This is a genomic window from Aquimarina sp. AU58 (assembly GCF_900312745.1).
Lineage (GTDB): Bacteria > Bacteroidota > Bacteroidia > Flavobacteriales > Flavobacteriaceae > Aquimarina > Aquimarina spinulae.
Map to the genome: position 1 here is coordinate 43,548 of NZ_OMPD01000013.1, position 22,727 is coordinate 66,274.

Below are 22,727 nucleotides of genomic sequence, written 5' to 3' on the forward strand. Positions count from 1 at the left end.
ATAAGTTTCAAATCAATTTATGATTACAAATTGATTTGAAACTTATTCTCTTTTTGACACTAGTAATATGTTAATATTAATCTATTTAGCGTCTATTTTTCATACTCTAGACGTTTTTTTTACTTAATGTTGCAAGATTGTATCAACTTTTAATTAACAATTTATTAGTTAATAACTTTTTAATATCTTCAATTAATTAATAATCAATCTGGTACAAAAAAAAATTATCTTAAAAACTATAATACAAATCTGTATAAAATTTAACATTTTAATAAACTATGCACGCATAAAGATTCGTTCTTTTGCGAAGATTATTAACTCTATCAAATATTTACGAAACTGGATACGATTTAAATGATTTTCAAACCTTTTAGTGTCATTATTTTAATCGTTAAGAGTTTCATGAGACAATTAAAAACAATTAAAACACACTCATGAAAAAGATTACATTTTTATTTGTTGTAATCCTTATGGCAGTCGTTGGGGAAACGTTTGCGCAAGGGGTAACCAAATCTTCCATTAATGGTAAGATAACTGATAATACAGGACAAGCTCTTCCTGGTGCCAATGTAGTTGCAATCCACACTCCATCTGGAACAAAATATGGTGCGATTACCGATTTTGATGGCTTTTACAGAATAGCAAATATGAGAACTGGTGGACCTTACAAGGTTACTATCTCTTATGTTGGTTTTAAGGATTATGTAAAGGACAATACTTTTCTTCAATTAGGGGACTCGCAAAATATCAGCACTCAAATGATTGAAGAAGCTAGTGCACTTGAACAAGTTATAATTACAGTAACTAACAATAGTGTTTTTGATTCTGGTAAAACAGGTACAGAAACTACGGTGACAGAGAGGCAAATTAATTCTTTACCTTCGGTATCAAGATCTGTTGCCGACTTTGTAAGAATTACTCCTCAAGCTCAAATAACTGAAGGAGACGATGGTTTTTCTGTTTCTTTAGCTGGGCAAAATAACAGATACAATGCTTTGTATATCGACGGGGGAGTAAGTAATGATGTATTTGGTCTTGCTGGGTCAGGTACCGATGGTGGTCAGACAGGGGTAAACCCATTCTCAATCGATGCGATTGAAACTTTTCAAATTAACATAGCTCCTTTTGATGTAAGACAATCAGGATTCTCTGGAGGTGCTATAAATGCAATCACTCGATCAGGAACAAATAACATAGAAGGATCTGCCTATACGTATTTTAGAAACGAAAGTCTTTCAGGAAAAACTCCTCCAGATTTAGTAGGAACTGGCGAATCAAGAGAAAAATTATCTGATTACTCTGCAAAAATTTACGGAGCTCGTATTGGTGGCCCAATCATAAAAGACAAATTATTTTACTTTGTTAATTATGAGAGAGAAGAACAAGAAACTCCACAGCCATTTAACTTTAGCAACTACCAAGGAAATGCTACTTTGGCTGATGTCCAAAATCTATCTAATTTCTTACAGACTACATATGGTTATGATACTGGTGGGTTTGACAATAACACAAGAACATTAGACAGTGATAAGTTAACTGTTAAATTAGATTGGAATATTAATGATAACCATCAATTAAGTGTAAAGCACAATTTTGTAAAGGCTGATAATTTAGAAGCAAGAAATAGTGGTAACAGAAATATTGGTTTTATTAATGGTTCTGAGCTTTTTAAAAGTACTAAAAATGAAACTACTTTAGAATTTAGTTCGTCTATAGGAAGCTGGGCTTCTAATAACTTGCTTATTGGTTATAAATCGGTAAGAGATGATCGTGATCCTTCTGGTAATCCGTTTCCAACTGTTGATATTCGTGATGGTGGAGGAACAATTTCTTTTGGAGCAGAACCTTTTTCTACTGCAAACTTATTAGATCAGGATATTGTTAATATAGCCGATAATTTTGAGATTTATAGTGGTAAACATACAGTAACCATAGGTACTCAACATGAGTTTTCAAAAATTAAAAACTTATTTTTCGCTTTTAATTACGGAGATTACACCTTTAATAGTTTAAATGATTTCTTTAATGGTATTATTGATGAATATCAAAAAGGATATTCTCTAGTAGGAGGTACTGCTGTAGGTGATGAGTCTTCTGGAGCATCCGAATTTAAATTATACCAACCAAGTTTTTATGTTCAGGATGAAATAAGCGTAACTGATAATTTTAAACTAACAGCTGGATTAAGAGTTGATGTTCCTATTTTTGATGCGGGTGCTGAAAATGCTGATTTTAATGATAGAACTATTCCTCTTCTTGAAGCTGCAGGAAAAGATCTTCAAGGAGCAAGAGTAGGTAAAAAAATAAGACCTTCTGCACATTTATCTCCTCGTGTTGGATTTAACTGGGATGTGAAAAATGACAAGACTACTCAAGTACGTGGTGGTTTTGGTATTTTTACTTCAAGAATCCCATTAGTATGGCCAGGTGGTTCATATAACAATAATGGTATTACTGGTGGATTTACTGGCGGATTTAATCTAGATCCTTCTACAATAACTTTTAACCCAAATGTTAACCAACAACCTGTAGCCGTAGCACCAGGAACTGGAGAAACAGCAGGAAATATCGACATTTTCACTCCTGATCTAAAATTACCTCAGGTGATGAAATATAATATTGCTGTTGATCAAAAATTACCACTTTGGGGATTAATTGCAAGTGCAGACTTTTTATACACAGATGTTATTACTAATATTTATTATCAAAACTTAAATATTCGTGGACCAGAAGGAACTTTAAATGGTGCTGATAACAGACCGTACTACAGTGATAGTTTCGGAGATCGAATCGATAATACTTATGGAAGAATAATTCTTGGAACCAATACTGGTGAAGGATTCTCTTATAATACATCTTTTACCCTAAGAAAACCTTTTGACAACGGATTTCAAGGAAGTGTATCCTATTCTTATGGTGAATCAGAATCTGTTTTTGATGGTACTTCTTCACAGAACAGCTCACAGTGGAGAAATATCCAAACGGTAAATGGTAAGAACTCTAATATCCCAAGATCAAGATCTGATTTTTCACAAGGGTCTCGTTTTTCTGCTAATGTTAGTTATGAAAAAGAATACCTAGGGTTTATGAAATCAACAATTGCATTATTTTATGAAGGTACACAAGGCACTCCTCACTCTTTTGTTTACAGAGAAGGTAGAGACCTTTTAAATGATGATTCTAGAGATAACGCTCTTATCTACATCCCATCAAACGCAAGTGAAATTAACCTTGTTCCTTTTAGAGATAGTGACGGAAACATCATCCCGGGATCAGCTACTCCTGCAGAACAGTGGGCTTCATTAGATGCTTTTATAGAAGGAAATGATTATTTAAGAAAAAGAAGAGGTGGATATGCAGAACGTAATGGAGATAGAGGTCCTTGGAGTCATGCTATTGACTTAAAATTCTTACAGGATTTTTACATCAATACTGGTGATAAGAAAAATACGCTTCAGCTTTCTCTTGATATTTTCAACTTTACTAATCTTTTAAATAAAGATTGGGGAAAACGTAAATTTATCCCTGGAAATATTGCATTAATCGAAACGGTAAGAGGGGGAACAGCAGATCCTGAATTCACCTTTGATGCTAGTTCTTTTGAAGACGGAATTGAACAAATAGATGACAATGGCCTTCAATCATCTAGATGGCAAATGCAAGTAGGATTACGTTATATATTCAACTAAGAGAATTTATAAAACAAATATCAAAAACCTCATTCGAAAATCGAATGAGGTTTTTTTTATGCTTTCAATTTCTGGTCTTTATTATCAATACTTAAATGAATAATAAACCATCATAAACCCCGTTGTAAATTTCTGATATTAAAACAATTACAACAGCTTATTTTTTTTTCAAAAAAACACTGTTTTATTTGTAAGTATCCCTATATGATAACGACAGTAAAAAATCCAACTTTAACATATATATATTAACACAAAAACAATATTATGAAAAACTTACTTCAATGGGGGTTAGTCCTTGCAATATGTGTAGGGTGTAAAAACGATTCTAAACAAAAAGACAAAGATTACGTCCCTGTTTCCTCAATCGGAAATAAGGCGGTTGCAGTATCAGAACTTGACAAAACAGCTCGAAAAACTTTTGGTGTATTACCCAAAATAGCAGAAAATCCAGAAAACCCTATAACTCATGAGAAAGTAACTCTGGGTAAAACACTTTATTATGACAAACGACTTTCTAAAGACAATACACAAAGTTGCAATACCTGCCATAATCTAAAAACATATGGAGTTGACAATCAATCTTTTTCGATAGGTAATGATGGTAAACCAGGAGGGCGTAACTCTCCTACAACTCTAAATGCCGCACTACATATGGCCCAATTTTGGGATGGGCGAGAACCCGATGTAGAAGCACAAGCCGGAGGCCCTATACTAAACCCAATAGAAATGGCGATGCCCAGCGAAACGGTAGTAGTAGATCGAATATCAAAAATCGAAGAATATGTTGAGCTTTTTGCCAAAGCTTTTCCAGAAGAGAAAGCCCCTATAACCTACAGAAATATAGAAAAAGCCATTGGTGCTTTTGAACGAAAATTAATTACTCCTTCTAAGTTTGACAAATACATGGCTGGCGATGGTTCTGCATTAAACAAATATGAAAAGAAAGGTATGGAAACTTTTATAAGTGTTGGTTGTATTACCTGTCATACAGGGGCATTACTAGGAGGTAATATGTATCAAAAATTTGGGCTTACTGCAAATTACTGGGAGTATACAAACAGTGAAAAAATAGATAACGGTAGATTTGATCTCACTAAAAATGAAGCCGACAAATATGTCTTTAAGGTTCCTTCATTACTTAACATAGAAAAAACAGCACCTTACTTTCATGATGGTAGTGTTAAAGATCTTAAAAAAGCCATTTCAATTATGGGAGAAACTCAATTAAATCAAAAATTAAATCCACAGCAAATTAACGAGATTTATTTATTTTTAGAAACCTTAACAGGAGAGGTTCCCAAGGAAGCTTTAGAATAAAACTGATATATCATATATACCTAAACTTATTATGAGTAACAATAAGCACAAAGCCCATACACTTCGTAGAATAAGTCTAAATAAAGACTCCTATCCTACTAGGATGAGGCTTTTTTATGCATTATATGTACCTTTGAATAAACTAAACACATCATTATGTACGAAGCTATTCAAATCGTCCATTCGTATTGGGCTTACCTTGTTGTTCTTATTGTTACACTAGCAACTATTAATGCCCTTGCTGGGTTTTTTACCAAAAGAGAATATGCTCCTAAAGACTTTAGAGTTTCTCTATTTGCACTTATTGTTACTCATATTCAGCTTTTAATAGGTATTATTATTTTCTTTGTATCTCCTCTGGTCGTTTGGTTCTCAGGAACTCACAAAATGGGAGAAATTATGAAAGATGCTACATTACGATTATATAATGTAGAGCACCCTATGGTAATGATCTTAACCATTGTTTTTATCACAATGGGATACTCTAAACATAAAAAGAAACTTACTTCTACACCTAAATTTAAAACACTGGCTATTTTCTATACCATTGCCTGGATTCTTATGCTATCAAGAATACCTTGGGCACAATGGTTTTAGAATCGTAAAGTATTTTAGTTATAATATTAAATTAGATTCATAAAATCTATAATGCTTGTCATTCTGGTTTGCGGTAGAATGGCAAGTTTAATTAGTATAAAAGCAAAATCGTTTATATATATAATCACGATTAACTCCTAATTTCTATACTCCATAAGCTGTTAAAACCAGTTTTCTCGGGCCTCCGTAATCTCTATGCTCACAGAGATAAATACCTTGCCATGTTCCTAGATTTAATTCTCCGTTAGTAACAGGAACCAAAACAGAAGTACCCATCAATGAAGCTTTAATATGAGCAGGCATATCATCAGGACCCTCATAGGTATGTATATAATAAGAAGCATTTTCTGGAACCATAACATTCATATGACTTTCAAAATCCTGTCGTACTGTGGGATCCGCATTCTCATTTATAGTAAGACTAGCAGATGTATGCTTAATAAACACTTGTAATTGTCCCATTCGTATCTGTTTGATTTCATTTATTTCGGCAAGAATTTTAGAAGTAATCAAGTGAAATCCCCTGGAATATGATGGTAATTGTATTTCTTTTTGGAAAAATTTCATGGTATTGCCCTGACATAACTCAGGATTCCTTTAATTAATATTCAATCTGTTTTGACAGGTATTATCAAACCGATCAAAGCTCTTTATTTACTGGCAATTTAATACAAATTTTACAGTTATAATACCCTGTATTTACCCTAACTCTAATACCTTTACAATTTAAAATTATAAATTACTATGGATCTATCACGAATCAAAATGGTTGCTACAGACATGGATGGCACACTTCTTAACACTAATGGTGAAGTAAGTCGTCGTTTTTTTGAACTTTTTGAAGAGCTAAATAGCCTGGGCGTAACCTTTGTTGCAGCTAGTGGAAGACAATACTATAGTATTATTGATAAACTAAAACCAATTAAAGATGATATCTATGTCATTGCCGAAAACGGAGCTCTGACTATGCAACAAGACAAAGAACTTCAGACTACAGAGATCGATCGCGAAACGTATCTGGAATTACTTGATATCTCTAAAACATTACAAGGTTCGCAGGTAATAGTTTGTGGAAGAAAACGAGGGTATATTGAAGATTACGGGCAAGATTTTATCGATATGTTTAATGAATATTATTATCGATATGAAATTGTAGAAAATCTTGCAGAAGTAATCGATGATCAATATCTCAAAATTGCGATTTGTAATCAAAAAGGAGCAGAAGAATACCTCTATCCTGCTTTAAAACATCTAGAGAACAAATTAAAAGTAAAAGTATCTGGAGAAATATGGCTAGACCTTTCTCATAACCTTGCCAACAAAGGTCATGCGCTACAACAATTACAAAAAAATAATAATATATTACCAGAAGAGACTATGGTTTTTGGAGATTACAACAATGATCTCGAAATGATGACCAAAGCAACGTATAGCTTTGCTATGGAAAATGCCCATCCAAACGTAAAAGCAATTGCCAATTACTCAACAAAAAGTAATAATGAGAATGGTGTAGAATATATGCTACATAAAATGATCGAAGCTAAAAAATCCCGTTAAAATTAACTATTTTATATCTTCCTGAGAGATTTCTACTTCAAAAGTAGCTCTTTCTCCTGTCGCCTGCCAAAAGTTAAAGAAAAAACTACCCCAATCTGGAGTTCCTTTTTTAGCAAAATTATCTAAATCTTTATTGATAGATGTAATCCTTTCATCATCTAATTTCGAAGTAGAAATAACTACTGTAACTCCTTTAAAGCTTTTTTGAGAATTCTCTTCAGAAGGTACACGAGCTCCATTTTTTGTAATAAGATCTGCCGCTGTAAAAGTTGTGATTTTATCTGCTGTAAACTTACCTCCAGCTGCAACTGCCTGTGGGTTTTCTGCTACCTGAACCGATTTAAGTTCATTTTCTTTTATTAATCCCATAAGGTATAACTCTAAATTACCATACGCAAGCGTGTTTCCTCCATTAGCAAAAGTGCCAAACCCATCTTCACCACCTATTTTTCCTTGATAATTACCACCTCCTAAATCAATAAGCTCATCAAAACCACCAAGTTGGCCTCCTACGCTAGAATACCCCCAGTGACCACCAACTGTGGTTGGGATAAAATTATAATTTGCCCAATAATGCATGATTTCATGTAAAAAGGGACCGTTTTTAATATATTCAACTCTAGGCATATGAATAACACTCTTTAATACACCTTTAGAACCATACGATGCAGTATTATCATAAATAGATGATCCCACACCCTGAACATCGTTTTTAACTTTTTGATTTACTCCATAATACAAACCATTAGGCTGTTCAGTTTCAACAGAGAGTATAAAAATAAAATCAAAATTGTCATTTAAATACTCATATACCTTTTTAGACACCATAGCAAAATCGCCGTTTCCGGCAATAAACTTATTGTAATCCGCTTCCGACAAAACATAGTTTATAAGCTTGCTGTCTTTACCTAAAATAAAATCTTCTGCAAAAACAGTCTGTTCTCCCGATGGATCTGGGTCAACTCCAGTATCGGTAGGATCTGTAGTATCATCATCTTTGCTACAAGAAAGAAAACAAAAAACAAAGAAAGCTATAAAAGATAAGACTTTTAAACTCTGCTTTAATTGGGGCTTTAGCATGGGTATATATATTCTTAGATTATAAAAAAACAACGCTATAATAGGCCCTTTATTTGAATTGCACAACAAATAAATTAAACCTATTTACAAGGAACTAATAACCAAATCTCTAATCATTTAATTTTAATACCGCCATAAATGCTTCCTGAGGAATCTCTACATTTCCTACCTGGCGCATTCGTTTCTTTCCTTTTTTCTGCTTTTCTAATAATTTACGCTTACGAGAAATATCACCGCCATAACATTTGGCTGTTACATCTTTACGAAGAGCTTTTACGGTTTCACGAGCTATAAACTTAGCTCCAATTGCTGCTTGTATCGGGATATCAAATTGTTGGCGGGGGATCAGTTCTTTTAATTTCTCACAGATCTTTTTACCAATATCATAAGCATTATCTTTATGCAATAATGCAGATAACGCATCTACAATATTTCCGTTAAGTAATATATCAACCTTCACCAGTTTAGAAGCACGTAAACCAATTGGCGTATAATCAAAAGATGCATATCCTTTTGATACTGTTTTTAAGCGATCATAAAAATCAAATACGATCTCTGCCAATGGCATATCAAAGGTAAGCTCTACTCGTTCTGTAGTCAAATAGGTTTGGTTTGTTATTTCTCCTCGTTTCTCGATACATAAAGACATTACGGATCCTACAAAATCAGATTTGGTAATAATTGAAGCTTTGATATACGGTTCTTCTACTCTGTTCATAGAAGAAGGATCTGGTAAATCAGATGGGTTATTTACAATTATAATATCATCGGGGTTTTTATTGGTAAACGCATGATAAGATACATTAGGTACCGTAGTGATAACGGTCATATTAAATTCACGCTCTAGTCGTTCCTGAATAATCTCCATATGTAACATCCCCAGGAATCCACATCTAAAACCAAAACCTAGTGCTGCCGAACTCTCTGGTACAAACACCAAAGAAGCATCATTAAGTTGTAATTTTTCCATAGAATTACGAAGCTCTTCATAATCTTCTGTATCTACAGGATAAATCCCTGCAAATACCATGGGTTTTACATCCTCAAAACCTTCAATTGCATTTTGTGTAGGTGTTTTGGCATCTGTAATAGTATCTCCTACTTTTACTTCGCGTGCATCTTTAATACCTGTAATAAGATATCCTACATCTCCTGTTTTGATTACCTGTTTAGGTTCCTGATTTAATTTCAATGTTCCTACCTCATCGGCAGAATAGTTTTTCCCGGTAGCCACAAACTTAATCTGTTGCCCCTTTTTAATTTCACCATTAACTACCTTAAAATATGTTTCTACACCTCTAAACGAGTTATAAACCGAATCAAAAATCAGAGCCTGCAAAGGTTCTTCAGGATTTCCTTCTGGTGGAGGAACACGTTCTATAATGGCAGTAAGAATTTCTTCTATACCTATCCCTGTTTTAGCACTTGCAGGAATTACTTCTTCGGCATCACATCCCAAAAGATCTACAATATCATCGGTCACTTCTTCTGGATTAGCACTTGGTAAGTCTACTTTATTGAGTACCGGAATAATTTCCAGATCATTTTCGAGCGCCAGATATAAATTAGAAATGGTCTGCGCCTGTATACTTTGTGCTGCATCTACAATTAGTAGTGCTCCTTCACAGGCAGCAATAGAACGAGAAACCTCATAAGAAAAATCAACATGACCAGGAGTATCAATAAGATTAAGGATATACTCCTCTCCTTTGTGTTTATATTCCATCTGGATCGCATGACTCTTGATCGTAATCCCACGTTCACGCTCCAAATCCATACTATCAAGTAATTGTGCTTGCGCTTCACGAGCGGTTACTGATCCGGTAAAGTCCAATAATCGATCTGCCAGTGTACTCTTGCCGTGATCAATATGTGCAATAATGCAAAAATTTCTAATATTTTTCATGTAGTCTCTCTCTTGTATACCATCAAATCTAACATAATCATTTATAAAGGTATATCAATCATTTTTAAATACCCATTATGGGTTTCATTCTTCTTTTTCAATACGTTTTAGGGCGTGACCCGTCATTACATTATGGGTCGGGCTATCCGCGCTACACGGTAGCTTACCCCTATCCCTCACGCAATTTTCATCCTCTTAATGACTTGCAAATATAATTGATTTTAGAAGCTTTATACTATCTCTCCCAGTATTTTTAGATCTTACCTATTTCAAAAAAACAAGACTTCACAGGTCATAGAGATCTGCAAGGTCTTAAAGAATTTGTATTTTTGTCAAAAAAAAGATTTGCTGTGGCCAAGATAGGAGACATAGATGTAGGAGAATTCCCATTATTATTAGCCCCAATGGAAGATGTAAGTGATCCTCCTTTTCGTGCATTGTGTAAAGAGCAAGGTGCCGATGTAGTATATACAGAATTTATTTCTAGTGAAGGGCTAATTCGTGATGCTGCCAAAAGTGTTATGAAGCTTGATATTTATGAAAAAGAACGTCCGGTTGGTATTCAGATTTTTGGGGCTAATTTGGATTCAATGCTTAAATCTGTTGAGATTGTAGAAGCATCGGGCCCTGATATTATTGATATTAATTTTGGGTGCCCTGTAAAAAAAGTAGTAAGTAAAGGTGCAGGAGCAGGGATTCTTAAAGATATTGACCTTATGGTTTCTCTTACCGAAGCTATGGTTAAACACACCAAATTACCCGTTACTATAAAAACACGATTGGGTTGGGACCATAACTCTATTAGAATTGTAGAAGTTGCAGAACGGCTACAGGATGTGGGAGCCAAAGCCATTTCTATTCATGGTCGTACACGAGCACAGATGTATAAAGGTAATGCAGATTGGAAGCCTATTGCCGAAGTAAAAAACAACCCGAGAATGCACATTCCTGTATTTGGTAATGGTGATGTAGATACGCCCGAACGTGCTATGGAAATGAGAGATCAATACGGTCTTGATGGGGCCATGATTGGTCGTGCCAGTATTGGTTATCCCTGGTTTTTCAAGGAAGTAAAACACTTCTTTAAAACCGGCGAACATTTACCACCACCAACTATAGAAGAACGAGTAAATGCAGCTCGTAGACACTTGCAAATGGCAATCGATTGGAAAGGTGAAAAACTAGGTGTTTTTGAAACCCGTAGACATTATACCAATTACTTTAAAGGAATACCTCATTTTAAAGAATACCGAACCAAAATGGTAACCAGTGATCTCTCCCGGGATGTATTTGCCGCTTTTGATGAAGTACAATCAACATTTTCAGGATTTGAGTTCGTATAATTTTTTTATTCCGAACCTAATTTATGAGATATTTTAGTTTGCTTGTATAGTATAGTTTTTCAGAAAAATACAACCGTATTACTTTAAACCTCAGAAGAGTCAACTCACTAATTTCTGATTAATTCTACTAGAGGCCAATAAAGAAGCTATAAAACCGATAATAGTAATCGTAAAAAAGACGACAACAAAGCTAATTACAGTAATACGAGTCGGATACGGTAATGAGGGCGTAATCATTAATAATCCAAATTGCTGTTGTAATATGATAACAATAAACCCTAATAACAAGCCTAATACTGTGCCCAAAACGGTCATAAGCGAACCTTGAAACAAAAATATTTTTCTAATACTAGGCAGAGAAGCCCCTACATTATAGAGCGTTTTTACATTGCTTTTCTTATCAATAATCATCATAATAATAGCTCCAGCAACATTAAACAAAGCAATAATAGCAATTAACGTGATCACCAGGTAGGATACTAAGTTTTCAGTATTCAACATCTTATACAATGTATCGTTAAGTTGCATCCTGTTTTTTACAATCACATTATGATCAAAAATCTGTTGTAATCCTTGTATCACCACTTCTTCATTAGCTTGTGGTAATAGTTTAAGCTCTATATGAGTCACTTTATCTTCTGGTAATTTCAACAATTTGCGCACTAACCCTGTAGTTGCAAAAATATATTTTTTATCAAGTTCTTCATTTACGCTATACACCCCAATATTTACAGCTTTCTCTGATCTAAATGCTTTTGAAGGATCACTGGGAATACCTTTACCTGGCTTTGGTACATAAATACTAAGCAGATTTGTATAAGTTTGCTCTACTCCCATATTAAGCTCTCTGCTAATACCATTACCCGCAACAATCTGGAAATCATTATCGGTTAACCAATCCCCAAACACCAGTATACTATCGGTATGAATAACATTGTGATAATTAGCATCTACTCCCTTGATATAAGACATCTTTTGTTTACCTACAAACTCTAAGAAAACACGCTCTTCTACTATTTCAGAAAAATTGGCAACTCCTTCAAGTTTAGCTAGCTTTCCTTTTTGGGCATTGGTGAATGTAAATGTCTTTCCGCTTGACGGAAAAACCTTAAGATCGGGATCAAAATATGAAGAAAATTGAAGGCTAAAATCCTTAAGCCCCGCAAATCCTGACAACACAAGAAATAATGCCATCGCTCCTATGACCACACCAGTTGCAGCAATAATTGTAATAATATTAATGGCGTTGCTACTACCAGGAGAAAACAAGTATCGCTTTGCGATGTAGTATGAAAAATTCAAATCCTTATGATGAGCATTAGATGTGTATGAAATTTTAATTCTGCAATAAAGATAAGAGAAAAGAAAATTCTATTTCTTCTACTTTCTATGATTTTTCTATTTGTGAGGACCGCTAAAAATTACTTCTTTTTACGTTTTTCGAGAAGTTCGGGATTATTTATAGGATCTTCTTTACCCTTTACAGCTTTTTCTATATTAGAAATATACTCGAGAGAATCGTCAATAAAATAGGATAATTCTGGCATACGACGTAACTGATTTTTGGTGCGCTGCGCTACCTGATGTTTTATTTGTGATTTTACCTGGTTTACCTCTTTTAATACTCTTTCTCCTTCCTGATGCGGGAAGACACTCATATATACTTTTGCTATAGAAAGATCTGTAGTTACGCTTACTTTGGTAACGGAAACCAAAATCCCCTGTACTCCCGCTTCACGTAATGCAAGTTGTATCACATCGGCTACATCGCGTTGTAATACTCCTCCAATTTTTTTCTGTCTGTTTGTTTCCATGGTGCAAAAGTACAATTTATATGTATTTTTGCGACATAGTGATAAAAGTATATTATGAACCACATCAATAAAATAGAACACCTGGGTATTGCAGTCAAAGATATCGAGCAAGCAAATACATTATACGAGAAACTTTTGGGAGTCGCTCCTTATAAGCAAGAAGCCGTAGAAAGCGAAGCTGTAACCACTTCCTTTTTTAAGGTGGGAGATAGTAAAATAGAATTACTGGCCAGTACCCGAGAGGATGGGCCTATCGGAAAATTTATTGCCAAAAAAGGAGAAGGTATTCATCACATCGCTTTTGATGTCGATGATATCGAATTAGAACTGGATCGATTAGAAAAAGAAGGGTTTCAATTAATCAATAAGGTGCCTAAACCTGGCGCTGATAATAAATTAGTTGCTTTTTTACATCCTAAAAGTACAAATGGGGTCTTGATAGAGTTATGCCAAGAAAAACCTATTGATCAGGATATTACAAAATAAATATTATCGTTTTTATAGCTCTTTTTTCCTTTTTTAAAGAAGAATCAAAGCCTTTATACGGCTTAAGAATAAAAGACAATTAAAATAATAGAAAAAAATGTTGGCGTGTTTATATCAAATCCTTAAATTTGCCCTCCGTTTTAGGTCCCATAGCTCAGCTGGTTAGAGCACCTGACTCATAATCAGGGGGTCCTTGGTTCGAGCCCAAGTGGGACCACCTAGTTAAAAAGCTGTTTCTTGTATTAGAAACAGCTTTTTTTGTGCACTCATGATACTATATCTTTATTTAATCCGATTTCGATATCTAAATCGCTTCTCTAATTTCATCTCCTATAGCAATGGTAAAATCTTTGCTATCAATAAGCTTAAGATATCTTCCAAACCAGATTTTTCGCTCTGATAATCGATATTGTGATAAGATTTTAAAAAGTTCTTCGCCTTTTTCTTTCGTTTCTTGATTTACTGTTCTTACTGTACACTTAGCACATGATAGAGTTTCAAGATAAAAAACAAATATTTTTAATAACAAGAGGCAAGTATTTTCAGAATTATAATTAAGGTCAAAATTTATAAATACAAATGTCAAAATTTATAAATCCTTACTTACCCTCCTTGTAATAAGCAGATGATAGCTTTTATCTTTATCTCGAATCAATGATGACTTTACAATTTCTCAAACCATTATTTTATTTAGATTCTTTTGAGTAAAGGAAATTATGATGTCATAAAATATTTTTAATCATAAAACATTAATTTTTTAATCATGAAAAAATCACTTTTAAACTTAGGAAGATTTTTACACAGAGACGAACAAAAACACATTAAAGGAGGGCATATGGACATGTCCTCAGATAATTGTAAAGATGAATGTGAAACTTCTGCAGACTGTCCAAGTGGCCAAGCTTGCCATACATTTGATCAATCCAAATCTTGTCCTTCACATCCAAAAGTTAAAATTTGTATGTAACCATTTTGAAAGATTGCCTGAGCTTCAGGCAATCTTTTAGCTTTTCTTTTTAGTAAACCCAAATAATAATAGACCAATAATTACAACTACTCCTCCTATAAGCTGCTCGGCATATAATGTTTCCCCAAAAGGAAATGCAAGTAACACCGTAAAAAACGGAATAAGATTCATAAACAAAGTCGAGGTTGTTGCTCCCAATTTAACGACACAGAAATAAAATGCAGTATATGCGATTCCGGTTCCTAATATCCCCATAAATAAGATACCACTCCAAAAAGATATATCGGCAGGAACATCGGTTGTTATAAATTCTGGTAGTGAAAAAACCGCAAACAAAACAAAGGCCATGAGCGAAGTAATCGTGGTCATCACAACAGCATCTACATGAGGAAGGTATTTACTTACAATGACCTGAGAAAGCGAGAACACAATAGCCATACCCATGATATAAACATCTCCAATTTCGAACTGCAATTCTGCCAGCTTCCCAAAATCTCCTTTTACCAAAATAATGGCAACTCCAAAAAAACTAATCGCAATAGCAATCCATTGTATTAATTTCACTTTTTTTCTTTGCAATAAAAAAGTAAAAACAGCAGTAATTGCAGGACTTGTTGCAATAATAAGAGATCCATTTACAGCACTGGTTGTTTTTAAACCCAGATTAAAAAAGTATATGGTTAAAAAGATTCCGAAAAAGGAAGTAAGAAACATATACCACCATTCTTTTGCAGAAAATCTGAGTTTAAATAACGAGTTACCGAACCTCAGGTATACAAGTAGAAACAACGAGAGAACTCCAAAGAAAAATCGCAAAGCAGCCACACTTACAGGAGAATAAAACTCTAAAGTTATTTTTACCACATGAAAATTAGCGGCCCAAAAAAGCATGGTTAGTATCAAAAACAGAAACGTAATTATTTTGGTCATTATAGATATATATTATTTATGGTTCGGTTCATTAAGAAGTTTTTTAATCTGAAATCATCCTTTACTTTAAAAAACAAACGTTTCAAAATGTTGCACTTCTTCTTCAAACTCCAGAAGAAAATCCTTATCTCTACCATAATATTTTGCTTTGGCATAGTCTTCTCCAGCGAAAGTTTTAATACTCTCATAATCTTTCCATTTGGTCACTGTCCATAAATGGCAGATATCATCTTCAAATCTTCTTAAAATTTCTACACCTAGTATTCCATCAACAGATTTATAATCTGCAACACCACTTTCTATTAAGTATCGCAAATATTCCTCGGCATCTTCGGCATTAATTTTCCCATGCCATTTTCTTGTAATTACACTTGATTTATAATTCATACTACTAAAATTAATTACACTGGTGCAAATATAAGATAATATTTTTACTACCAAAACTTGTTTTACTGGTTATAATTATTTTACTTTGCACCATGAATAATGTAGAACATATACAAAACAGCCTTTTAGACGGAGGAAATCTATCTCTCAATTTTATCAATACGATTAAAGACAGGCTGGTTGCAGACCCTATAGACTACCTTACCGGGAAAGAGGAATGGATTGCCTGGTTAAAACACGTTGATATTTTAGAAAATGAAACATCAAACTTTGATGAAGCTAGTTTTAATCTAAAGGAAGTTATAAGGAAAAGAGAATTTTTGCATCGTGTATTTCAAGGACTTGTTTTTCAAAGAGAAATCAAAGAAAAAGATCTTAAATGTTTTGACACACTTTTACAAAAAATCAGAAGATCCACTAAAATTTTTGTTGTAGACAATAAGCCTCAAGAACACTTGGAGATAGACCCAAATGATCTAAATAGCTATATCTTAAAAATTGGAAAAGCAGCTCACGAACTATTGATGTCTGAAGAAATAGACCGGGTAAAAGAGTGTGGCAATTGCGGATGGATTTACTTTGATTCTAGTAAAAACAGATGTAGAAAATGGTGCAATATGGATACTTGTGGTAACGAGGTAAAAGCCAGAAAGTATTATGAAAGCAAAAAAAATAAAGTATAAAACTATATAAAAATGAAAAACAGAAAAAATGTTTCATCTGGTAGCCCCTGGGAAGATATCGTAGGGTATTCTAGAGCCGTAAAAGTAGGGAATATCATCGAGGTTTCTGGCACTACTGCTACCGGTAAAGATGGTAATATTATCGGTATAGACGATCCTTATCTTCAGACCAAAACAATTATAGAAACTGCTAAAAATGTTTTAGAAGAGATGGGGTATAGCTTAGACAATGTTATACGAACAAGAATTTATACTACCGATATATCTCAATGGGAAGCTATAGGAAAAGCACATGGAGAATATTTTGGTACTATAAAACCCACTACCGCAATGGTAGAAATAGCCAAACTAATTAATCCTGATATGCTAGTAGAAATAGAATTTACTGCTATAGTGGATTAATTATAGGAAAATGAATTAAAAATTATTACTAACCTTTAAATACTTATAGTTATGAATTGTAATGTAGAATGTTTACCAAATGATTGTTCAGAAGTAAGAGAAAGGAGTACTATCAAAATTTCTACTCAATCTATTACTGATTGGTTAAAAACCTTTAGTATCCCGGGAGCCGAAGATGCCTCGAGGTTTAAATAACATCTATTTCAATAATCTGTATGATATGAAATAGACCACACAAATCATCTTGATTTATAAAAAAAGAGATCAAATAGATGGTCAAAAATTAGAGATCATGAATCTGCCGAGTCATTATATTTTAGAGATCATGATAAAAAATTTAACTGAAGCAAGTATTTATGAAAGATAAAATCTACAGCTCAAAAACTCTATTATACAGGTCAGAAATGATGGCAGCATACAAGAAAGAGGTCTCACTACCATATCTGTCGGATTTTGATATAGTATTAACTTCGGATGAAGCTTATCAGATTCAGAAACATTTGGTACAGGAAGTATCAGAAAATGATACTATAGTTGCTTACGAAGCTGGTATGACTTCTGAAGGTTCTCAGAAAAAATTTGGGGCAACTCAACCACTTGCAGCAGCACGATTTACTTCTGGACTTTATTTCGACACTACAGAAATTAAACTCTCTGAATTTCAAAATCCAATTCTCGAAACAGAAATCGGTTACCGAATGAAATCAAAAATCACAAAAAAAGTAACTTTAGGTACAGTAAAAGGATTGGTGAAAGAAATCATACCTATGATCGAAATCCCGGATATTAAACATCCAGACATGTCCAGATTAACCCAAAAAGATATGATTGCTACTAATGGTGCCGGTGCCGTAATCATTCAAGGCAAACCAATGAATCCTAATGTAGAAATTAATGAAGAAACTATAACCCTAGCATTGGGTAAAGAAGAAATTAGCAGAGGAAAAGGAAGTGACGCTATGGGAGATCAATGGACATCATTAGTATGGTTAATCAATAAGACCTTGGATCAAGGATACCCAATTACGCCAGAACACATCCTTATGACTGGTACAGTTGGACAAATAGTACCACTAACCAAAGGTTCTTATACTGCTTTATACGGATCCCTGGGAATGATCAAGTTTATAGTAATCTAGTCTAGACTAAAGAATTTCTAACACATAAAAAATGAACTGGGAAAAGTATCGTCAGGAATTTCCTGCATTAAACACCTATACATATCTAAATACTGCGGGAGGATGTCCTTTGGCAACATCGGTAAAAAATGCTGGTATTCAATTCTATAATGATATGGAACAGCATGGGGATATCCCTTGGGACAAATGGATGCTTAAGATAGAGGAAACACGTCAAAAATTAGCTTTGTCTATAAATGCAGATGTAGATGAAGTTGCATTTCTCTCGACAGCTACACAGGCCACTAATTTGGTTTCCCGAATGCTTCCTAAGGGAAGAGTACTTATGTTACATAAAGAGTTTCCTTCTACCAGTTTACCCTGGCTACATCAAAACTATCCGGTAACTTTTATTGACATCCCAAATAATCAAGATGAATTATATACCAATTTAAAAAAAGCAATACAACCAGGTACTCGTTATCTGGTAACTAGTCATACCCATTACATTACTGGTTTTAGGTTTGACCTAAAAGAACTTTCGGCATTTTGCAGAGAGCATCATCTAAAACTTATACTAGACGCTACACAATCTTTTGGCTCTATACCTATTGACGTAAAAAGCGATTGTATTGATATTCTATGGTTTAGCGGATACAAATATGCACTTGCAGGATATGGGATTGCCGCTTTATATATCAACCATTCTCTTCTAAACGATATGGAAATTTCTGAAGTAGGTTGGCGTAATGTAGAAGATCATGGAGAGATGTGGTATGATCGTATAGCCATAAAAAAAGGAGCTGCTGCACTAGAAACAGGACATCCTCCCTTTGCCGGAATCTTTGCCCTAAATCAAGGTCTTGATATCTTGGCTGAAATATCTATAGAAGCCATTCACAAACGGTTAACAGAACTTACAGATTATTTATTATCCTGTTTGGTTAAAAACGAAATGGAAATAGCCTCACCAATATCAGAAAAATATCGATCACCAATTGTCATAATAAAGGTAAAAGATGCCAATCAAATTGAAAAGAAGCTTATACAGCATAATATATTTGTAGGAAAACACAGCAACCAATTAAGAGTTTCTTTGAATTTCTATACTACTCAAAAAGACATCGATCACTTTATAGCGATTTTAAAAAAATAAGAGCATGAAAAAATTTACTGTATATCAAATAGATGCTTTCACCAAAGAAAAATTTAAAGGAAATCCTGCAGGAGTTATAATTAACGCAACAGGATTAGATGATACTCAAATGCTGGCTATCGCACGAGAATTAAACAACTCTGAAACAGCATTTATCTTTCCTTCTGATAACAAAGACAATGATGGTGTTATACGATATTTTACACCTACTGTAGAGGTTCCTATTTGTGGTCACGCAACTATTGCTGCTATGTATGCCAAAGCTATATCCGAAAATCTTAATTCTTGCGTATTAAGGATGAAAACCAAAGTAGGGGTTTTACCATTTACTATCTATAAAAAAGATGATGATTATAAAATAGAAATGACACAAGGCTCTATCAGTTTTGAGCCACCTTTTAGTAAAGAAATTCAACATCAAATTATAGCTGCACTTGGGCTAAAAAGTGCTGATATAGATGAAAAATGTCCTATTCAAATTGCTTCTACAGGACATTCTAAAGTAATGATAGGCATCAAAAACAATAAAACACTTAATTCTCTTAAACCCAATAATAGCAAGCTTAGTGAACTCAGCAAAATAATTGGATGTAATGGGTATTATGTTTTTACGTTTGATTCTACCGATAAGGATTGTTTGATCGATGGGCGCATGTTTGCTCCGGCTATAGGCATAAATGAAGACCCCGTTACTGGTAATGCTAATGGTCCTTTAGGCGCTTATTTAATTCATCATGAATTGGTTACATATAACGGTAAAGAATTTACGTTTAAAATCAAACAAGGTGAAAAAATAGGTCGCACAGGCTATATGAATGTTCATGTGACCTGTGTACATAATCAACCAAAACAAGTACAAATTACAGGTAATGCAGTAGTAATATTTAAAACCACAATAACCATATGAAAACAACAAAAATTCAAAAAATAGCAGCTTTCTCTTATAACAATACAGGAGGAAATCCTGCAGGTGTTGTAATAACAGATAAAATGCCGAAAGAAGAAGAAATGTTTAGCATTGCTAAAGAAGTGGGATTCTCTGAAACTGCTTTTTTACACCCTAAAGATAACGGATGGCGTATTCGGTATTTTTCTCCTGAAATAGAAGTTGATTTTTGTGGTCATGCTACTATTGCCACAGGAGCTGGTTTGGGGCAAAGTCATGGAGAAGGAACATACAAACTGTTTTTAAACAATGGAGAAATTAGTGTTGCCGTTAAAAAAACTACAGGAAACGATTTTAAAGTAACATTGCAATCGCCCGAAACTTGGTCAAAACCAGCACCGCAATCGGTTATAGATGATGTTCTTAGTTTATTTAACCTTCCTATTACGGCACTTCATACAGATTTCCCGATTCGATATGCTTTTGCAGGAGCCAAACACCTTATTCTTGTAGTAAATGATCGAAAAACGATAGCCGATATGAAGTATGAATTCGAAAAAACCAAAACTCTTATGCTTAAAGAAAGCCTGGTCACTATAAGCTTACTGTGGTTAGATGACAATAATGTATTTCATTCCAGAAACGCATTTGCTTCAGGAGGAGTATATGAAGATCCCGCTACGGGAGCTGCCGCTGCCGCCCTAGCTGGCTATTTGCGTGATATACATTGGAAAGGAAATAATAAATTCGAAATCATCCAGGGAGAAGATATGGGATCTCCATCACGACTAATAGTAGAATACACTCCTGTTATCGGATCTAGCATAAAAATATCAGGAAGTACACGGGATATTTAGACAAAAATCTGAACAACCAGCTCAAATAAAAAATATGAAGACAAATGAAGCATTAAACATACCCAAAAGTAATGGACACTATGCTATGTGGGTAGAACATAAAGGCACTCTTTACTTAAGTGGCCAATTACCAATACATCCAATCACCAAAGAAGTGCCTGTAGGTATCGAAGCACAAACAAAATTGTTATTACAGAATATAGAACTCACGCTAAAAAAAGCCGGAAGCAGTAAAAATCATATCATTAGAAATGAGATTTTTATTAATGATGTTGCACATTGGTCAACAATAGATAAAGTATATGCTGATTTTTTTGGAGATCATAAACCCGCTCGAGCAGTGGTTGGCAATGCCGAATTACATCTTGGTTGCCTCATTGAAATCGTAACAACAGCAGCAATAATCGAATAATTAATACTAAAAAAATGAATTCATCCATATTAAAAAAATACGCAGATCTATTGGTACATTACTCCCTTGATATACAACCAGGAGATAAATTATTTATTCAAACTACAACACTTGCAGAACCATTAGTGCGAGAAGTTTTTAGAACTGCTATCAAAGCCGGAGCACATGTAGAATACCAATTGGAGTTTAGTGAAGCTCATAAAATTAAAATTGATAATTCTGAAGAAAAGCAATTAAACCAACCTCCTGTATTATACGCACATGCGATGGAGCATTTTGATGCTTATCTTAAAATTATGGCTCCTCATAATCTTATCGAAAATCAAAATATAGATGCTCAAAAACAACGAAAGCACAAAGAAACTTTAAAACCAATAACAGAACATTATTATAAAAGAACTGCCAATGGCAGCTTAAAACGAACTTTGTGCTTATATCCAACACAAGCCGGTGCACAAATGGCAGGCATGTCACTAGAAGAGTATTCTCATTTTGTCTTTAACGCTTGCCACCTATTTAATGAAGATCCTAAAACATCCTGGCTGCACATACGAAACGAGCAACAAAATATTGTTGATTATTTAAACAAGGTAGATAAGATACAGTATATCACCAAAGGAACCGACATACAGTTTAGTGTTAAAGGACGAAAATGGATAAACTCTGACGGGCGAACAAATATGCCCAGCGGAGAAGTATTTACCGGACCAATCGAGGATAGTGTAAACGGAACAGTATATTTTAGCTTACCTTCTGTCTTTGAAGGTCATATCGTAAAAGGAATTACACTAAGGGTTAAAGATGGTAAAATTATAGACTGGAAAGCAGAAGAAGGACAAGAATTATTAGACGACATATTTAAAGTTCCGGGAGCTAATTATTTTGGAGAAGTCGCTATCGGAACCAATTACAATATACAGCAAGCCACAAAAAACATTTTATTTGATGAAAAAATAGGAGGCACTATACATATGGCAGTAGGGCAATCGTATTTTCAAACTGGTGCTAAAAACAAATCTATTATCCATTGGGATATGATAACAGATATGACACAAGGAGGTCAGATATTAGCAGATGGAAAACTGATCTATGAAAATGGAAAATTTCTTATATAATACATAAATGATTAACAAAACAAAC

Annotated in this window: 23 protein-coding genes and 1 tRNA gene; 16 read left to right on the forward strand and 8 right to left on the reverse strand. The window is 34.1% G+C overall.

Going from position 1 to position 22,727, the window contains the following annotated elements; genetic code table 11:
* Window positions 1–434: 434 nt before the first annotated feature.
* From DK441_RS10500 to DK441_RS10510, 3 genes are all read left to right on the forward strand, one after another.
* A complete protein-coding gene (locus tag DK441_RS10500) occupies window positions 435–3,689 on the forward strand; it encodes a TonB-dependent receptor (protein WP_109098694.1) in 3,255 nt (1,084 codons plus the stop codon).
* 264 nt (window positions 3,690–3,953) lie between these two features.
* Window positions 3,954–5,006, forward strand: coding sequence for a cytochrome-c peroxidase (locus DK441_RS10505; RefSeq protein ID WP_109098695.1), 1,053 nt, complete (start codon window positions 3,954–3,956; stop codon window positions 5,004–5,006).
* A gap of 156 nt (window positions 5,007–5,162) precedes the next feature.
* Entirely contained in the window at window positions 5,163–5,603 is a 441-nt protein-coding gene (locus tag DK441_RS10510; RefSeq protein WP_074406873.1) for a hypothetical protein, read from the forward strand.
* A gap of 144 nt (window positions 5,604–5,747) precedes the next feature.
* On the opposite strand, the gene DK441_RS10515 is transcribed toward DK441_RS10510, so the two are convergent.
* Window positions 5,748–6,170, reverse strand: coding sequence for a secondary thiamine-phosphate synthase enzyme YjbQ (locus tag DK441_RS10515; RefSeq protein WP_109098696.1), 423 nt, complete (start codon window positions 6,168–6,170; stop codon window positions 5,748–5,750).
* 177 nt (window positions 6,171–6,347) lie between these two features.
* On the opposite strand from DK441_RS10515, the gene DK441_RS10520 reads away from it, so the two are divergent.
* Window positions 6,348–7,160 (forward strand): HAD family hydrolase, encoded by an 813-nt coding sequence (locus DK441_RS10520; protein WP_109098697.1) that lies wholly within the window; start codon window positions 6,348–6,350, stop codon window positions 7,158–7,160.
* 6 nt (window positions 7,161–7,166) lie between these two features.
* On the opposite strand, the gene DK441_RS10525 is transcribed toward DK441_RS10520, so the two are convergent.
* Window positions 7,167–8,240: a hypothetical protein gene (locus DK441_RS10525; RefSeq protein ID WP_109098698.1), complete on the reverse strand. Its 1,074-nt coding sequence runs from the start codon at window positions 8,238–8,240 to the stop codon at window positions 7,167–7,169.
* Between the two features lie 109 nt (window positions 8,241–8,349).
* Entirely contained in the window at window positions 8,350–10,146 is a 1,797-nt protein-coding gene (gene lepA, locus DK441_RS10530; protein WP_109098699.1) for a translation elongation factor 4, read from the reverse strand.
* A gap of 350 nt (window positions 10,147–10,496) precedes the next feature.
* Here lepA and dusB point away from each other — a divergent pair, with 350 nt between their 5' ends.
* Window positions 10,497–11,489 (forward strand): tRNA dihydrouridine synthase DusB, encoded by a 993-nt coding sequence (dusB, locus tag DK441_RS10535; protein ID WP_109098885.1) that lies wholly within the window; start codon window positions 10,497–10,499, stop codon window positions 11,487–11,489.
* Window positions 11,490–11,588: 99 nt separating this feature from the next.
* Here the strand turns inward: dusB and DK441_RS10540 are convergent, their stop codons facing one another.
* Both DK441_RS10540 and rbfA read right to left on the reverse strand, forming a co-directional pair.
* Window positions 11,589–12,791, reverse strand: coding sequence for an ABC transporter permease (locus DK441_RS10540; RefSeq protein WP_109098700.1), 1,203 nt, complete (start codon window positions 12,789–12,791; stop codon window positions 11,589–11,591).
* A 119-nt stretch (window positions 12,792–12,910) separates the two neighbouring features.
* Entirely contained in the window at window positions 12,911–13,303 is a 393-nt protein-coding gene (rbfA, locus tag DK441_RS10545) for a 30S ribosome-binding factor RbfA (RefSeq protein ID WP_109098701.1), read from the reverse strand.
* 54 nt (window positions 13,304–13,357) lie between these two features.
* Here rbfA and mce point away from each other — a divergent pair, with 54 nt between their 5' ends.
* Together mce and DK441_RS10555 are read left to right on the forward strand one after the other, a co-directional pair.
* The gene (gene mce / locus DK441_RS10550) at window positions 13,358–13,789 is read left to right on the forward strand and encodes a methylmalonyl-CoA epimerase (RefSeq protein WP_109098702.1); all 432 of its coding nucleotides are present in this window, start codon (window positions 13,358–13,360) and stop codon (window positions 13,787–13,789) included.
* A 143-nt stretch (window positions 13,790–13,932) separates the two neighbouring features.
* Window positions 13,933–14,006, forward strand: a tRNA-Ile gene (locus DK441_RS10555).
* 87 nt (window positions 14,007–14,093) lie between these two features.
* Here DK441_RS10555 and DK441_RS10560 read toward each other — a convergent pair.
* From DK441_RS10560 to DK441_RS10575, 3 genes are all read right to left on the reverse strand, one after another.
* Window positions 14,094–14,375 carry an MOSC domain-containing protein gene (locus DK441_RS10560; protein ID WP_160112039.1) on the reverse strand — a complete coding sequence of 94 codons (282 nt, stop codon included), beginning with the start codon at window positions 14,373–14,375 and terminating at the stop codon, window positions 14,094–14,096.
* 417 nt (window positions 14,376–14,792) lie between these two features.
* Complete coding sequence (locus tag DK441_RS10570) at window positions 14,793–15,686, reverse strand: DMT family transporter (protein WP_109098704.1); 894 nt, start codon at window positions 15,684–15,686, stop codon at window positions 14,793–14,795.
* A gap of 66 nt (window positions 15,687–15,752) precedes the next feature.
* On the reverse strand, window positions 15,753–16,073 hold the full coding sequence (locus tag DK441_RS10575) for an antibiotic biosynthesis monooxygenase (protein ID WP_109098705.1): 321 nt from the start codon (window positions 16,071–16,073) through the stop codon (window positions 15,753–15,755).
* Between the two features lie 92 nt (window positions 16,074–16,165).
* Here DK441_RS10575 and DK441_RS10580 point away from each other — a divergent pair, with 92 nt between their 5' ends.
* The 9 genes from DK441_RS10580 to DK441_RS10615 all read left to right on the forward strand — a co-directional run bounded on the left by DK441_RS10580 (window position 16,166) and on the right by DK441_RS10615 (window position 22,702).
* Window positions 16,166–16,756 (forward strand): CGNR zinc finger domain-containing protein, encoded by a 591-nt coding sequence (locus DK441_RS10580; RefSeq protein ID WP_109098706.1) that lies wholly within the window; start codon window positions 16,166–16,168, stop codon window positions 16,754–16,756.
* Between the two features lie 12 nt (window positions 16,757–16,768).
* Window positions 16,769–17,158, forward strand: a complete 390-nt coding sequence (locus tag DK441_RS10585; RefSeq protein ID WP_025664588.1) for a RidA family protein — start codon at window positions 16,769–16,771, stop codon at window positions 17,156–17,158.
* A 51-nt stretch (window positions 17,159–17,209) separates the two neighbouring features.
* On the forward strand, window positions 17,210–17,353 hold the full coding sequence (locus tag DK441_RS26525; RefSeq protein WP_160112040.1) for a hypothetical protein: 144 nt from the start codon (window positions 17,210–17,212) through the stop codon (window positions 17,351–17,353).
* A 161-nt stretch (window positions 17,354–17,514) separates the two neighbouring features.
* Window positions 17,515–18,297, forward strand: a complete 783-nt coding sequence (locus DK441_RS10590) for a 2-keto-4-pentenoate hydratase (protein ID WP_109098707.1) — start codon at window positions 17,515–17,517, stop codon at window positions 18,295–18,297.
* Window positions 18,298–18,328: 31 nt separating this feature from the next.
* Entirely contained in the window at window positions 18,329–19,432 is a 1,104-nt protein-coding gene (locus DK441_RS10595) for an aminotransferase class V-fold PLP-dependent enzyme (protein WP_109098708.1), read from the forward strand.
* Between the two features lie 4 nt (window positions 19,433–19,436).
* Window positions 19,437–20,339, forward strand: a complete 903-nt coding sequence (locus tag DK441_RS10600) for a PhzF family isomerase (protein ID WP_109098709.1) — start codon at window positions 19,437–19,439, stop codon at window positions 20,337–20,339.
* Window positions 20,336–21,175: a PhzF family phenazine biosynthesis protein gene (locus tag DK441_RS10605; RefSeq protein ID WP_109098710.1), complete on the forward strand. Its 840-nt coding sequence runs from the start codon at window positions 20,336–20,338 to the stop codon at window positions 21,173–21,175. Before DK441_RS10600 ends, DK441_RS10605 begins: the two co-directional genes overlap by 4 nt.
* A gap of 34 nt (window positions 21,176–21,209) precedes the next feature.
* A complete protein-coding gene (locus tag DK441_RS10610; RefSeq protein ID WP_109098711.1) occupies window positions 21,210–21,587 on the forward strand; it encodes a RidA family protein in 378 nt (125 codons plus the stop codon).
* A 14-nt stretch (window positions 21,588–21,601) separates the two neighbouring features.
* Entirely contained in the window at window positions 21,602–22,702 is a 1,101-nt protein-coding gene (locus tag DK441_RS10615) for an aminopeptidase (RefSeq protein WP_109098712.1), read from the forward strand.
* The last annotated feature ends 25 nt before the right edge of the window (window positions 22,703–22,727 follow it).